The sequence below is a fragment of the uncultured Chitinibacter sp. genome (assembly GCF_945957625.1).
GTDB classification, from domain to species: Bacteria; Pseudomonadota; Gammaproteobacteria; order Burkholderiales; family Chitinibacteraceae; genus Chitinibacter; species Chitinibacter tainanensis.
Genome location: NZ_CAMFLP010000011.1, coordinates 75,519 through 90,846 on the forward strand (window position 1 = coordinate 75,519; position 15,328 = coordinate 90,846).

13 protein-coding genes are annotated in these 15,328 nt (G+C 57.9%); 5 read left to right on the forward strand and 8 right to left on the reverse strand.

What is annotated here, in order from left to right; all coding sequences use genetic code 11:
- Positions 1-56 precede the first annotated feature (56 nt).
- From QV747_RS12780 to QV747_RS12805, 6 genes are all read right to left on the reverse strand, one after another.
- On the reverse strand, positions 57-737 hold the full coding sequence (locus tag QV747_RS12780; protein WP_028450938.1) for a Fe2+-dependent dioxygenase: 681 nt from the start codon (positions 735-737) through the stop codon (positions 57-59).
- A 148-nt stretch (positions 738-885) separates the two neighbouring features.
- Entirely contained in the window at positions 886-3,147 is a 2,262-nt protein-coding gene (locus QV747_RS12785; protein ID WP_273431427.1) for a TonB-dependent siderophore receptor, read from the reverse strand.
- 256 nt (positions 3,148-3,403) lie between these two features.
- The gene (locus QV747_RS12790; protein WP_273431429.1) at positions 3,404-3,835 is read right to left on the reverse strand and encodes a biopolymer transporter ExbD; all 432 of its coding nucleotides are present in this window, start codon (positions 3,833-3,835) and stop codon (positions 3,404-3,406) included.
- Positions 3,822-4,493 carry a MotA/TolQ/ExbB proton channel family protein gene (locus tag QV747_RS12795; RefSeq protein WP_273431431.1) on the reverse strand — a complete coding sequence of 224 codons (672 nt, stop codon included), beginning with the start codon at positions 4,491-4,493 and terminating at the stop codon, positions 3,822-3,824. The genes QV747_RS12790 and QV747_RS12795 overlap by 14 nt, the downstream gene beginning before the upstream one ends.
- 11 nt (positions 4,494-4,504) lie before the next feature.
- Positions 4,505-5,197: an energy transducer TonB gene (locus tag QV747_RS12800; protein ID WP_273431433.1), complete on the reverse strand. Its 693-nt coding sequence runs from the start codon at positions 5,195-5,197 to the stop codon at positions 4,505-4,507.
- A 198-nt stretch (positions 5,198-5,395) separates the two neighbouring features.
- Positions 5,396-6,292 (reverse strand): LysR family transcriptional regulator ArgP, encoded by an 897-nt coding sequence (locus QV747_RS12805; RefSeq protein WP_273431435.1) that lies wholly within the window; start codon positions 6,290-6,292, stop codon positions 5,396-5,398.
- Positions 6,293-6,418: 126 nt separating this feature from the next.
- On the opposite strand from QV747_RS12805, the gene QV747_RS12810 reads away from it, so the two are divergent.
- The 3 genes from QV747_RS12810 (at position 6,419) to QV747_RS12820 (ending at position 10,389) form a co-directional block, all read left to right on the forward strand.
- Positions 6,419-7,057 (forward strand): LysE/ArgO family amino acid transporter, encoded by a 639-nt coding sequence (locus QV747_RS12810; protein ID WP_245575304.1) that lies wholly within the window; start codon positions 6,419-6,421, stop codon positions 7,055-7,057.
- A 1,142-nt stretch (positions 7,058-8,199) separates the two neighbouring features.
- Positions 8,200-8,583 carry a DUF6394 family protein gene (locus QV747_RS12815; RefSeq protein ID WP_028450945.1) on the forward strand — a complete coding sequence of 128 codons (384 nt, stop codon included), beginning with the start codon at positions 8,200-8,202 and terminating at the stop codon, positions 8,581-8,583.
- 15 nt (positions 8,584-8,598) lie between these two features.
- On the forward strand, positions 8,599-10,389 hold the full coding sequence (locus tag QV747_RS12820) for a potassium channel protein (RefSeq protein ID WP_273431439.1): 1,791 nt from the start codon (positions 8,599-8,601) through the stop codon (positions 10,387-10,389).
- Positions 10,390-10,735: 346 nt separating this feature from the next.
- On the opposite strand, the gene QV747_RS12825 is transcribed toward QV747_RS12820, so the two are convergent.
- A complete protein-coding gene (locus QV747_RS12825) occupies positions 10,736-11,698 on the reverse strand; it encodes a D-2-hydroxyacid dehydrogenase (protein WP_273431442.1) in 963 nt (320 codons plus the stop codon).
- Between the two features lie 52 nt (positions 11,699-11,750).
- Positions 11,751-12,653 (reverse strand): ArgP/LysG family DNA-binding transcriptional regulator, encoded by a 903-nt coding sequence (locus QV747_RS12830; protein ID WP_273431444.1) that lies wholly within the window; start codon positions 12,651-12,653, stop codon positions 11,751-11,753.
- A 102-nt stretch (positions 12,654-12,755) separates the two neighbouring features.
- Between QV747_RS12830 and lysA the strand changes: the two genes are divergently transcribed.
- Both lysA and gltS read left to right on the forward strand, forming a co-directional pair.
- Positions 12,756-14,003, forward strand: coding sequence for a diaminopimelate decarboxylase (gene lysA, locus QV747_RS12835; RefSeq protein ID WP_273431446.1), 1,248 nt, complete (start codon positions 12,756-12,758; stop codon positions 14,001-14,003).
- Between the two features lie 113 nt (positions 14,004-14,116).
- A complete protein-coding gene (gene gltS / locus QV747_RS12840) occupies positions 14,117-15,322 on the forward strand; it encodes a sodium/glutamate symporter (RefSeq protein WP_273431448.1) in 1,206 nt (401 codons plus the stop codon).
- Positions 15,323-15,328 lie beyond the last annotated feature (6 nt).

A 15,328-nucleotide genomic window follows, 5' to 3' on the forward strand; every position in this document is an offset into this window, starting at 1 on the left:
GGAGTGGATATTGTTGCAGAAGTTCCCGTCTTCAAGTTTAAGTGGGCGCCAAGCGCCTAGATCTCACCCCATTTGCGCAACAGATTGTGATACACGCCCGTAAGGCCGATGGCGGTGGCGTTATCCCCCTGCTCCAGCCGCAATTGCCGGATGTGGGTATCGAGCTCAAACAGCAAGCCGCGCTCGCCCTGATCGCGGATCATGCTTTGCATCCACATGAATGAGGCCACCCGCTGGCCGCGCGTAATCGGCTCCACCCGGTGCAAGCTACTGGATGGATAAAGCACCATATCGCCGGCAGCCAGTTTCACTTCGTGCAGGCCATAGGTGTCTTCAATCACCAGCTCGCCGCCATCGTATTCTTCCGGCTCGCTAAAAAACAGCGTAGCCGATAAATCCGAGCGCACCCATTCGCCGGTGAGCGTCATACGGCGCATGGCGTTATCCACGTGCATGCCAAAACTCATGCCCTCGCCATAGCGGTTAAACAGCGGTGGGAAAATCCGCTTGGGCAAGGCAGCCGAGAAAAACAGCTCGTTTTTTTCCAGCGCCGCCAGAATAATCGCCCGCACAGCCTCGGCGGCCGGCTCGTCATTAGGCAATTGTTCATTGTTTTTTACCTTGGCCGACTGGCTACCCGCCGTGATCCGGCCATCCAGCCAGGCGGCGTTGTCCAGCAACTGGCGACAATGGCGCACCTGCTCGGCGGTGAGGACTTGCGGAATATGCAGCAACATGATGATTCTCCAATTTTTAAACTGTTTTTCTCAAGGCCCGCGCGCGCGGCAGACATTCAGAAAAACAGACCGGGAATGCACGCATTCCCGGCTGTGATTCAAACATACCTAGGCATGTATACCTAGATAACGCTTGATTTATATAGGCTTAGAACTTATACCCAACAGTCACACGCGCTGAGCGACCGGTACCTGGCACAGCAAAGCCAGCATACAGACCTTCATAGTGATCGGTATCAAACAGGTTGTACACGTTCAGCTGTACGCTCAGATCACGGTTAGACCATTCGGCCATCGCATCCCAGCGTACATAACTTGGCAGATACACCACATTATCCGTACCGGTATAGCGTTTACCCATGGCATTAAAGCCGCCGCCCAGTTTCCAATTGCCATCGATTTGATAAGTCGTCCAGACATTACCGGTATAACGCGGCGCATTATCCGGCATATTGCCTTCGCGTGATTTCGGCGTTGTACCGGCCACTTTATCAATTACCGGATCCATCAGTGCCACACCGGCAAAGACTTGCCATTTATCCGTCAGGCGACCGGCGGCTTCCAGCTCAACCCCGTCGGTATGGCGTTTGCCAGACAGCAGGAAAGGCTTGGGCACGCCGACTTCAATGTCGGTTTGCCGCTCGTTGGTTTTCACCGTGCGGAACAGCGCAGCACGCAGGGCTAAATCGCCATCAAACAGATTCCATTTCCCGCCCAACTCGTAGTTGGCGTTCTTTTCTGGATCGGTTTTCTCGCCGCGTGGATCGGTCGAGTAGGCTTCAGCCGATGGGTTGAACGAGGTACCGTAAGACAGGTAGTACGATTGCTGCTGATCTGGCTGGTAGATCAGGCCGGTACGCCAGCTCCATACATTGTCGGTACGGCCCAGACGGCTGGTTTGCACGCCGTTTGCATCGCGGTTTTCGGTATGGGCTTTGAAGTTGTCAAAACGAGCGCCCAGCAGGATCTTCCATTTGGTATCCAGATCAATCATGTCCTGGAAGTAGAAGGCCACGGTGTCGGCGGTGGATTCAGCTTCACCGGTTTTCACTGGCGCAGCGCAATTGGGTACGCCACCAGTCACCGGGTTACCCACCGTGGTGCTTGGTAGGGTGCAGTTGGAGGCAGTTCCATTCATAAGTTGGGCACGGCCTGTGCTCAGCAGGGTTTCACGGGTCAGCTCAACACCGGCCAGTACATTGTGGCGAATGGTGCCGGTTTCAAAATCCCACAGCAGATCCGTTACGTTGGAGAGGATTTCCTGCTCACGCTGACGCAGCTTGCGACCACGAGTAATTTTGGTGCTATCGCTGAGGACTTCATTTGGATTTGCAAACGAGAGGCCTGGCGCGCTCGCGCGCAGATCGAGATCATACTGGCCGTAGCGTGTGCTGTTTTTCAGCACCATATTCGGTGCCAGCTGATGCTGCACAATCGCGCTCAGCACATCGGTACGGGTTTTCTCGCTATCAAAGTCTTTCAGACCATAGAAAGTATCAACGCGATCGATTGGCTTGTTCGTACCATGCAATGACTCACTTGGCACGGGCTGCTGTACTGGCTTGCCATTCTTATCGAGTACGGTGCGAACGCCCGGTCCTTGTCGATAGTACGGCACGCCGTAGTCTGGCACGTTGTCTTCTTGATAGTGCAGGTAAGAGAGCGTGATTTCGGTTGGCTCACCGATGCCAATTTTCACCGAAGGCGCGAAACCCCAGCGATTCATCTCGGCGCCTTCGCGGAAGCTACCCGCTTTCTGGCCCATGACCGTCAGACGTGCGGCAGAGCTTTCACCGATAGCGCGGTTAAAGTCGCCTTCGGCACGATAGAAGCTATCAGTGCCAATGGTCGTGCTCAGCTGATTCAGATCGCCACGGAATGGCGCTTTGCTAACTTGATTAACAATCCCGCCGGTTGAGCCACGGCCATACAGCATGGAGGCTGGGCCACGCAATACTTCCAGCGTATCGGTGTTAAAAGTATCGCGGTTGTATTGCGCTGAATCGCGGAAGTTATCCAGATACAGATCATTGGAAGCACCAAAGCCGCGGATACGGATACCATCGCCGCTGGCGCCGCCTTCGGCCGCATTAAAAGTCACACCCACGGCATTGCGCAGCGCTTCTTTCAGGGTGTTGGCATCCTGATCGTGCATCACCTGATTCGTTACACTGGTCACCGACTGCGGTACATCGCGGGCTTCTTGCTTGGTGCGGCCCACGCTCACGGTTGGCGCCACATAGGTATCAGCAGTGCCATTTTGGCTGGCTTGGGTGGCTTTAACTTCAACCGTTTTCAGCTCAACCTCAGCAGCATGTGCAGTACCGGCAACAACGCCAAACAGGGCCGCAGCGGCCGGATATTTGGCCAGATGGCGGATACCCGCCGGTTTTTTCTTCGTGTCTTTCATGGTCATTTTGAGTTGTAGTTAGAGTGAATAAAACGGAAGCAGAGAGCACTTCCGGGTGATGAAAAAAACAGCAGCGCTAGAAACGACAATGGCGGGGTGAACCCGCCATGTCAGTGGTCTAGCGCTGAGATTTACGGCGTAGCCGCCCCCTACTCGCCTGGCCAATCGACCGGGATAGCAAAGTCAAACTCAGCGCATAGCCAGCCCCGACAGGCAGATTCACCGCGGTTCAAGCGCTTTGAACAGGAGCGCATGGCTATTTACCGCTGGCGGCCGTAGGCTCACCACTGGTCATCAGGCCGATGCGGGTCAGACCGGCGCGTTGCGCGGCGGCCATGGTTTGGGCAATCCGCTCGTATTGCACCGTTTTGTCGGCATATAAATGCACTTCGGTCAGCGGGTCGGCGGCAAAGGCAGCCGCAAAACGTGCATCGAGGCTGGCCGGATCCACCAACTGCTGTTCATCCAGCAGGCCGCCATCCGCCTGCAGCGTCAGCCGGATCGGTTGCTTGTTTTGCTCAACCACCGCTGCAGTGGCTTTGGGCAATTCCACCCGCACCGCATGCGTCATGACCGGCGCCGTAACGATAAACACCACCAACAGCACCAGCATCACATCCACCAGCGGCGTGGTATTGATTTCGGCCATCGGCGCGGCGTCTTGCTGATTAAAACTACCGAACGCCATGACCACCCTCCGTCAGCAACTGGGCATGCAGATCATGGGTAAAGCCATCCAGCTCTTGGCCAAAGCGGCGGTTGCTGCGCACGAAAGCGTTGTAGGCAATCACCGCCGGAATCGCGACAGCCAGACCGGCTGCCGTGGCCACCAGCGCTTCACCGATTGGCGCTGCCACCGTCGACAATGACGCATTGCCCGCAGTCGCGATACCGACCAGCGCGTGATAGATACCCCACACGGTGCCAAACAAGCCAATAAACGGCGCCACCGAGCCAGTCGTTGCCAGCCAAGTCAGACCACGTTCCAGCGTGGCGGTTTCCTGCCCCAAGCGGGTACGCAGTTTGCGTACCAGATAATCATCCAGCGACACCGCCTTGCCCAGGCCACCTTCCTGATGCGCGCGATAGTGACGCAGGCCATCGGCGCCAGCCCAAGCCAGTTTGGCCGCCGGCGCTGGATGTTTGCTGGCCAGATTTAAGGCTTCCTGCCAGTCTTTGGCTTCCCAGAAAGACTGCATAAATTGGGTTTGGTGGCGCTTAATTACCCACAGCTGCCGCGTGCGGGCCACGATCACCACCCAGCTCACAACCGACATCAAAATCAGCAGACCAAACACCGACTGCAAAATCGGGTCGCCTGAGTGCAATACCAGCGATAAATCCATTGCTTCAATCCTTACGACTTCTCAAGTGAAAAATTCATCGGCACGATCACGGTACCTACCACCGCTTCATCGCCCCGTTTGGCCGGCACAAACCGCCATTTTTTGACCGTAGCTTCGGCCACAGCATCCAGACGCTGGAAACCACTACTCTTATCGACTTCCACTTTGCTAGGCTGCCCGTCTGGGTTTACTACCACTTTCAAGCGCACCAGGCCTTGCTCACCCAACGCCCGCGAGGCCGGCGGATATGGCGGCTTGGGGTTATTAAGATAATTGGCGTGAAAACTGGGAGCGCTCACTACCGGCTCGGCATCGCGGGCCTTGCCTTCACGCCCCGCACTGGCTGCACCGGTATTGGCTTGCTCACTCGGCGCTGGCGCCGGCAGCTCTTTCAGCTCTTTCGTGCCTTCTTTCGCGGCCGAAACTTCAAGGGTGGCGGCTCGCTCGGGCGTGGCGGCCATGGCTTGCTTCACTACCGGTTTGGTGGGCTTGGCGATTTTTTCCTGCACTTTTTGCCGCACCTGCTGGATTTTTTCTTTCAGCTTGGGCAAAGGTGCCGGGGGTTTAGGTTCGGTTGGCGCGGCTTCCTGACCCATCGGCAGGGGGACCGCCTGCAAAAACACCGGCTGCGGCTCGGCCTGTGGGCGCTGCCAGTGGGCTGCGCCATACAACAAAACCCCGTGGGCCGCTAGTACGGCCAGCATTGTTTTTGAGTTATCGAGAATCATTCCCAAATATTACCGAGTTTGATTCTCATCTGCAACAGTTTTTGAGAATTATTACCATTAGCAAATAAAGACATAGCCATGCAAGCATACCGTCAGCATATGCCGGGTATTGCCCGCTATCGCTGATTGATATTAGTCTGGAAGCTTATACCCAGTGGGGGCAAGGTAGGCTGATTAGTGCGCTTGCAGCAACACCTGCTGCGCCACTTCCACCAGGCGCCGCGTGAGCCGTTCCAGCCGCGGGGATTGCACTTTCCAGTGATGCCAATGCAGCATCACATCGGTGGGCTGATCGGGCGCCAAATCAATCAGCTCACCCCGCGCGATCAGTGGATCGGCCTGCAGATGCGGCACCATCCCGCAGCCTAGCCCCAACAAAATCGCCTGCAGATACGGCTCGCTCGCCGGCACATGATGCTCAGGGTAAGCCCCGGGGCGCAGGCCAAAGCGCTGCTGCAGAAAATCGGCTTGCAGCGCATCCTTGCGGTTAAACACCATCACCGGCGCCAGCCGCGCCGCTTCGCGGCTGTAACCGCCAGCAAACCAGCGGGCATGAAACTGCGGCGAGGCCAACATGCGATAGCGCAAAATACCCAGCGGATGCACCAAGCAGCCTTGCATCGGTTGCGGCTCGGAGGCCACGCAGGCCAAGGCCTGCCCTTCCTGCATCAGGGCATGGGTGTGATCCTGATCGTCCACCGTAAGGCTGAGCAGCACATTCTCGCTGATCAAAAAATCACTGATCGCGGGCAATAACCACGTACTGAGCGTATCGGCATTCACCGCCAGCGGCACACTCAAGGTCGCCGAGGCGGCCCCAGAAAACCCGGCCAGAAAATCTTGCTCCAGCAAACGGGCGCGGCGCAAATATTGCACCAGCTGTTGCCCGGCCAAGGTGGCCCGACAGGGCCGCGAGCGCACCAGCAAGGGCGTACCCAACGCGGTTTCCAGCTGACGCACCCGCTGCGAAACTGCCGACGGGGTGAGATGCAGCTTGGCGGCGGCCTGCTCAAAGCTGCCGCTATCCATCACTGCCAGCAAGGCTTCGGTCTGTTTGTGATCAAACTGCATAGCGGCTCCGGCTGGGCTTAATATTTAATTATTTTAATGGTAAACAAAGAAATTTAAATATTCTTCATCTTTGGCCCGCCCTTGCGCACAATCATGCCAATTGGATCAAACAAACAATGTGTGTAGATGATGAATAGCAGTGTGTTTTTTCAAGGCATGGGCCTGTGCGCCAGCCTGATCATGGCCATCGGCGCCCAGAATGCCTTTGTGCTGCGCCAAGGAATTACCCGGCAATATATTTTCGTGGCCGCCATCACCTGCGTGCTGTGTGATTTCGTACTGATGGCCGCGGGTATGTTGGGCATGGGGAAAATGCTGCAAATGCTGCCGGGCCTGCAAGCCTGGATGGCGCTGGGTGGCGCACTTTTTGTGTGGTGGTTTGGCTGGGGCGCCTTGCAAAAAGCCTTTCGCCCCACTGCGATGCAGCTGGATACGCAAACCGAGCAGCAGCAAACCACCAAGAGCGTGATTTTGGCCGCACTGGGCTTTTCGCTGCTGAACCCGCATGCGATTCTCGACACAGTGGTGCTGGTCGGCGGCATTGGCGCGCAGCAAGCGCCGGCCAATCAGCCAATGTTTCTGCTGGGCGCGGTGAGCTTTTCCTGCCTGTGGTTTTTCTCATTGGCCTTTGGTGCCAGCAAGCTGGCCCCCCTGTTCGCTCGACCGCTGGCCTGGCGCATTCTGGATGGCCTGATTGCGCTGATGATGGGCGCGATCGGCTTGTCGCTACTGCGTTTAAGCGGTTTCTTCCCCTTCCTCGCCTAAGCCCTCGCGACTGAACCCGCACGACCAGCCCACAGCCCGCTGACCAAAATTTAGGCAGCGGGCTTTTTTTATTCCCAAACAAAGGTTTAAGCGGCTTACCCACAGTTTGCCCACGCTGGCATACCCGCTTTTTGTGTACGGCGGGGATAAACTCCCCTCATTGCCACCGGCCTTGAGCAAGGGCATATGCTATGCACTACTCTCCGACCGCCTAAAATCCGCACCAAACAACCTAACCCGGCCAGATCCAGCCGCTTGTTGGGCAAAAACACAGCGACCACACTCAGCGCCTAAAATTTAAGCAAGATCAAGATAAGCTGCCACATCAGCGACTTACCGCATTGCTCCACAGCTTATGCCCGCAACTGTGCCCGCTAGGCGGGGATAAAACGCAGGGCTTGGTGTTTAACCCCCTGATGCCGAGCTAGCCTCACAGCAGCCGGCGTCGGCTTGGTACGACATCACGCACACTGATTAAAAAATAGGCGCCACAACTAAACATCAAGCAATCAATCACTTAGCCCAACTACCCACAGCTTGCCCACCTGCCTGTGCCCGGCCGGCGTGGATGAATTGCTGCAGAGTGATTTCGTTGCCCATTTTTTAGTCAGAAGCATTTTATGCCAACAGATCAAGCTATTAGCTGGCTCATCCACAGCTTGTGCCCGCAGCTGCCCCCGTCTAGCGGGGATGAATTGCTCAGCAAGCTGGGCGCGGCTTAGTTTGCGGCGGGAATAAAGTCACCAGCGCGGCCGGTGGATGATCAGAATGAACATGACTGCATCCTCAATCCAGCCCAATTGCTTATTTTTTAATCACCAAACTTTTTCATTCTGGATTCAGCGGCTTAGCCTAGTTGCCCACAACTTACCCTATGCGCTATGCCCGCTGCGGGTGAGTAAATCACGGCGTACTGCCCGATTTTGCACCAATCTAGCACTTTTCCGGCAGATCAAGGGCTTAGCAACACTATCCACAAGCGCGGGCGCGCTTTATCCACGCGAGGGGTGGATAATTCACGATTTTGGTGGCCAAGGTTGAACTCCCGTCAGGGCTCGGCCACAATGCATACCAATAGCAGTATCGGGCGCTAAGCCCGCTAATCCGCCATTTCACAGCCATACCCCCGCGCGAGCCTTGCCATGAATATTGAAAAAGTCATTTTCGGTTTTTTTATCCTGCTGGCCTGCACGTTAAATTTCGGCTTTGTGCTCGGGCAGATCGATGTGCCGCACCAGCATGATGTGTTTGAGCTATTTGCCGCGATTGTGGTTAATTTCATCGCCACTGCGCTCAAGTTTGGGGACCGCACTCAGGTCGGCGCGCTGCATCTGGCCACGAGCCTAGTTGCCGATCTGCAGCTGGTGACGGCGGCGCTGGTATGGGGCCATGCCGAATATGTCAGCGGTACGGGCATGACGCCGGGTGTGACCTCAATGGTGGTCTCGCTGGCCGCTGGTGCCCTGGCCGCCAATGTGGTGTCGGTGGTGTTGCTGATCGGCGAAACGCTGCAACATCGCCGCTAAGTGGGTTAGCACGGCATGGATGGCATTTTCTTTTTAATGCTGCGGCGCTTGCGTGCGCCCATCGTGATGCTGATCGCGATTTACGGCATTGCCGTGCTGGGGCTGGTTTTGATTCCCGGCGTGGATGATCAGGGCCGGCCCTATCACATCGATTTTTTCCACGCTTTTTACTTTATTAGCTACACCGCCACCTCGATTGGCTTTGGCGAGATCCCCTACCCGTTTACTTATCAGCAGCGCTTGTGGGTGTTGTGCTGCATTTATCTGGCGGTGACCGGCTGGGCCTACGCGATTGGCTCGATCTTTGGGCTGATGCGCGATGAAACGCTGCGCAAAGCGATTGCACAGGCGCGCTTTCGCCGCAAAGTGCGCCAATTGGCCGAGCCGTTTTACCTGATCTGCGGCTATGGTCAGACCGCCCGCCTGCTGTGCAAGGTACTAGATGATCTGGATATCCGCTTTGTGATCATCGAGCAGCGCGAAGAGCGGGTAAACGAGATTGCGCTGGCAGATTTTCGCTTTGATACCCCCTGCTACGCCGGCGATGCGGCCAACCCGGAAATATTAAAAATCGCCGGCATTGAGCACCCGCAGTGCATAGGCATTTTGGCCATTACCGGCAACGAAGAGGCCAATCTGGCGATCGCGATTGGCGCTTATGTATTACGACCGAAATTACTGTCGATTTGCCGCAGCCGTAATCAATCGGTGGCAGACAATATGGCCTCGTTTGGCGCCAACAAGGTGATCAATCTGTTTCAAACGGTGGGGCGCAAATTCAGCCGCCGCCTGCAGCAGCCGCAAGTGACGCGGGTATGCGATATTCTGGCCGACTTTCCCGGCAACCCGATTGTGGAAGAGCCCAGCCCGCCGGTGGGGCATTGGGTGATTGTCGGCTACGGGCGCTTTGGCGCCGCCGTGCATGGCTCGCTGCTGCGCGCGGGCTGCACGGTCACGGTGATAGACCCAGAGCCGCAGGCGCAACTGGCGCCTGCCGAATTTATCCAGGCGCTGGGCGTAGAGGCCGCCTCGCTCAAAGCGGCTGGCATCGAGCGCGCGGTGGGGCTGCTAGTCAGCCATGATCACGATGCGAATAATCTGTCGGCGCTGGCCACCGCACGGGAAATCAACCCGCAGCTCTTTACCGTGGCGCGGCAAAACCTTACCCACAATCACCTGCTGTTTGAAGCCTTTAAACCCAATATCACCTCGATCCGGGCGCAGATTATTGCGCACGAGTGCTTGCGGGCGATGGAAAACCCGCTGCTGGCGGAGGCGATGGCGCTGATTCTGCAGCAAAGTGAAGACTGGGCGGCCGAGTTTTTGCCGCAGCTGCACCAGCTGTGCGCAGGCCAAGTGCCGGAAATCTGGCGGGTACGCTTTAATGCCCAAAACACCTCAGCCGTGCACGCCATGCTGGCGCAGCCCACGCCGCCACTGCAGATCGGCCATTACACCCACGATGCGCTCAATCATGGTGATACGCTGCGCTGCGTGGCGCTGTTGCACCGGCATGCGGGGGTGGATCAGCTCTTACCCGCCAGCAGCACGCGGCTGCAATTTGGCGATGAAGTGCTGTTTATTGGCGATCACCATGCGCGGCTAGCCCACACGGCAGTGCAAGAGAACATTGGCCTGCTCGATTACATCCGCACCGGCGAAGAGCAACCGCAGGGCTGGCTGTTCCGCCGCTGGGCCCAGTGGCAACAAGAGCGGCGGCGCGAACGGCAACGGAACCGCGAGCTGGATCAGGAACGGGATCCGGCAGCGGCTGCCGCCAACACACCGCCGAACGAAAATGCCTAAAAAACAGGCAGCGGCGTTTTCCCCTTGCAGATCAGGCCACTAAAGCGCTTGTCCACAACTTACCCCAGCAGCTGTGCGCAGCCCACGGGGATAAGCCGATTTTGCTGGGCGCACCTGCACAAAAATTAGGCACCATTAAAAAACATCACTGGCACAAGGGCTTAGCCGACTTACCCACAAGCTATACCAAAGCCTATGCACGCGGGCTGTGTACAGGGCCAGTGGAGCGCTGAAAAGCGCCATCTCAGCAAGCCTTTCGCCCACCTAGCGCCCGTGGGCGCATCTGTGAAAACGGTGGGCTTTCACTTTAGCGCCAGCCGCAGCTGGCCCCATAATTCACCACTGTTCACAACAAATTACGCGGTGCGCCGGTGAGATAACCAGCGATATTGTCGATCAGCTGATCGGCCAAGGTTTGCATGGTTTCCACGCTGGCCCAAGCCACATGCGGCGTGATCAGTAGATTCGGCAACTGCACGTCCAACAGTGGATTGCCCTGCCGCGGTGGCTCGCTACTCAGCACATCCAGCCCTGCGCCGGCAATTTGCCGAGTTTGCAGCGCAGCCAGCAGTGCCGCTTCATCCACAATGCCGCCGCGCGCGGTGTTCAGTACAATCGCCGAAGGCCGCAACAGTGCCAGCTCTGCAGCGCCAATCAGGCCGCGGGTGCCGTCGGTGAGCGGGCAATGAATGCTCAACACATCAGCGGTGCGCAGTGCCTCCTCCCAGGGCAAATAGCCGGGGCGGGTTTCGGGCTGGCCTTTGCGGCCAGCAAAAAACACCTGCATGCCAAAAGCCGCGCCCAATTTCGCCGTGGCCTGCCCCAGCGCCCCACTGCCCACCAGCACCAGCCGGCTTCCGGCCAGATCATGCGGCGGCTCCAGTGCCGGATTGGCGGGCAGGCAAAAACCGCTGGCGTTTTGCCACTCGCCCGCTTGCACCCGCTGCCGGTCGCTGAGTAATTGCCGCCGCAAAGCCAGCATCAGCATCAGGGTATGCTCCGCAACGCCATGAATGGCGTAGTCTCGGATATTACACACCCCCACCGTATGCGCGCGGCAGGCGGCGAGATCGATATTGTTAAACCCGGTGGCCGCCACGGCGATCAGCCGCAGCTGCGGCAGCTGGCTTAACATCTCGGCCGTGATCGCAACTTTATTGGTTACCGCCACCGTCGCCCCTTGCAAGCGCGCCACCACTTCATCGGCGCGGGTGTGGGCATGGTTGACCCAGCGATGGGGTAGCGGTAAGGATTTAAGCTGCACCGGCAAAGTAGCGGCATCAAGAAATACAATCAGCGGTTCGGTCATCGGGCATCCTGTCGGCGCGGCGGCGCCGAACTTAAAAATCGACAAGTGCACATTATTGCGCCGTTACCGGCTGCAAATGCTGCTGGGCAAAGGCCTGCAGCGCGGCGCCCAGTGCGCGGGCGGGGCGAGTTTGCCGCGCCCAGTGATGCCAATACAGCGGCACATTGGCCGCCAGCTCGGGCCAGGCTTGCAGCTGGCCGGCGGCCAAGCCGGCGGCTGCTTGCTGCCGTGGCACCACGGCGTAGGCCAGGCCCGCCTGCGCGGCGGCAAAGAGGGCATTACTTTCGGGAATCACATGGCAGGGATATTGGCCTTCCAGCAGGCCCCATCGTTCGCGTAGCAGGCGGCGGTGCAGGCTTTCTTTATGCCCAAAGACGGCTGCCGGCGCGGCGGCCAAGGTGCCGCTGCTAAGGCCCGCACTGAAGTAATCATGGCTAAAACCCGGCGTAGCCACGCCGATGTATTCCATACTCCCCAGCGGTATCACCCCACAGCCAGCCACCGGGCCTGCTTGCGTGCTAATACACCCAGACACTTCACCCGAGCGCAGCAGATCAAGCGTATAGGCTTCATCATCGACCACACAATCGAGCAAGAGCTGCGCCTCTCCCAGCGCCAGCGCCAAAGCGGGCAACAAACCCAGCGCCAGCGTATCGGCATTCACCCCCACCCGCAGGGTGAGCCAGCTACTGCTGGCAGGCTCGGCGCGTAATTGCTCGCTCAGCTCGCCTTCCAGTGCGCGCACTTGCCGCACATGGGCCAGCAGTTTTTCGCCGGTGGGCGTGGCCGAGAGCGGCGTATCGCGGCGGAGTAGCACTTCGCCGTGGCGCTCTTCCAGCTGGCGAATGCGCTGCGAAATGGCCGAGGGCGTCAGATGCAGGCGTTTGGCGGCGGCCTCGAAGCTGCCACAGCGCAGCACCATATCCAGCGCATCGAGCAATTTGTAATCCAACATAAGCCAATTTCGGGTGGGCAGAGAATTTATCGTTTTACCACGGATAAGGGCTCTGTTTGAATAGCCGCATCACCACTTGACTGCAATGATCTGGAGTTTGCCATGAAACCGCTGAATGGCCCGCAACTGGCCCGCCTCGCTGCCGAACACGGCACCCCCTTCTGGACTTACGACGCGGCAGTGATCCGCGAGCGCATCAGCCAGCTGCAGGTGTTCGACACCATTCGCTTTGCGCAAAAAGCCAACTCCAATACCCATATCCTGCGCCTGATGCGCGCGCAGGGCGTGAAGGTGGATTCGGTATCACTGGGCGAAATCGAGCGCGCACTGGCTGCCGGTTTTCAGGCCGGCCCCGACAGTGACGACATCGTGTTTACCGCCGATTTGCTGGATCGCGCCACATTAGCCCGCGTGGTTGAGCTGGATATTCAAGTCAATTGCGGCAGCCCGCAAATGCTGGAGCAGCTGGGGCAAGCGCATCCGGGCCACCGCGTGTGGCTGCGGATCAACCCCGGCTTTGGCCACGGCCATAGCCAGAAGACCAATACCGGCGGTGAGCAAAGCAAGCACGGCATCTGGCATGAGCAGCTGCCGCAAGCGCTGGCGCTAATCGAGCAATACCAGCTCGATCTGGTGGGCCTGCATATGCACATTGGCTCCGGCGTGGATTACAGCCATTTGCAGGAAGTATGCGCAGCGATGGTGGCGCAAGTGAAAGAATCGGGCCGCGATATTCGTGCGATTTCCGCTGGCGGCGGCTTGTCAATTCCGTATCGGGTGGGCGGCGAGCGCATTGATACCGCGCATTACTTCAGCCTGTGGGATGCGGCGCGTAAAGAAATCGAAACCCATCTGGGCCACCCTGTGCATCTGGAAATCGAGCCAGGCCGTTTCTTGGTGGCCGAAAGCGGCAAGCTGGTGGCCGAAGTGCGGGCGAAAAAAGATGTTGGCAATAATCATTTTGTGCTGGTGGATGCCGGTTTTTCTGATCTGATGCGCCCGGCCATGTATGGCAGCTACCACGAGGTGAGCGTACTGTGCGCCGATGGCAGCGCCGCCACTGGCGAGCTGCGCGCTACTGTCCTGGCTGGCCCTTTGTGCGAATCTGGTGATGTATTTACCCAGGAAGAAGGCGGCGTGGTCACCCCGCGTGCCCTACCTACCGCCGAAATTGGCGACTTAGTGGTGTTTCACGATGCCGGCGCCTACGGCGCGAGTATGTCGAGCAACTACAACACCCGCCCATTGATTGCCGAGTTGCTGCAAGAGGGCGATACCGCACGGCTGATTCGCCGCCGGCAAAGCATTGCCGAGCTGTTGGCGCTGGAAACCGAGCTGGCGGCCGACTAAGGCAAGGGCATTAATTAATAGCGGCCACGCGCCGCACTCCCCTACAATGGCTTGCATTATCTGCAAGCCATTGTCATGTCTACGGCCCGGTGGGCCGTTTGTTGGGAGTTTCTATGCCACCTATTTCGATTGGCCTTTATGGCACGCTGGTTGCCGCCTCGCTGGTGCTACTACTGGGCCGGCTATTAGTGGAAAAAACCGCACCGCTGAAAGCCTTTACCATTCCCGAGCCGGTGGCCGGTGGCCTCCTGGTGGCGGGCCTATTGCTGCTGGCCCAGCAAGTAGCCGGGGTAACCGTCAAATTCGATACCAGCATTCAAACCCCGCTGATGCTGGCCTTTTTTGCCACCATTGGCCTCTCGGCTAATCTCGCTAGCCTGCGTGCCGGCGGCAAAGTGATGATGAAATTCCTCGGCGTGGTGCTGGGCCTACTTTTGCTGCAAAACATCATCGGGATTAGCCTGGCCAATATCTTGGGTCTGCCCGGCCATTTGGGGCTGCTGGCCGGCTCGATTACCCTCTCGGGCGGCCACGGCACTGGCGCGGCTTGGAGCAAGGTCTTTAGCGAGCAATTTGGTATCAATGGCGCGACCGAGCTGGCGATGGCCTGCGCCACGTTTGGGCTGGTTTTGGGCGGGCTGATCGGTGGGCCGGTAGCGAAAATCCTGCTTAAAAAAGTTACCCCACCCGGCGCCGAGCATAATCAAGATCAAGACCCGGGCATGTTTGAAGAGCCGCAAGCCACGCGCCTGATCACTGTGAATTCCTTTATCGAATCACTGGCACTGATAGTCTTAAGTCTGGCCGGTGGGCATATGTTGGCCGAAGCGCTGGCCGGCACGGCATTTGAGCTGCCCACCTTTGTGTGCGTGCTGTTTAACGGCGTGTTGCTGCGCAATGTACTGTCGGGCCTGGGTTGGTATCAGGTCTTTGATCGTGAAATTTCGGTGCTGGGCAATGTAAGCCTGTCGCTGTTTCTGGCCATGGCGCTGATGAGTTTGCGCCTGTGGGAGCTAGCGAACCTTGCCTTGCCGATGCTACTGATCCTGCTGGTACAAGCCCTGGCGATGGGGGCCTACGCGATGTGGGTCACTTTCCGGGTAATGGGCGCCAATTACGATGCGGTGGTGCTGGCCGCCGGACATTGCGGCTTTGGACTGGGCGCCACGCCGACCGCGATTGCCAATATGCAAGCCGTTACCCATCGCTTTGGGCCTTCGCATTTAGCCTTTATTGTGGTGCCGATGGTGGGCGCGTTCTTTATCGATATTGCCAACGCCATCATCATCAAGCTGTTTATGGCTTTGCCAATTTACTAAACTGAG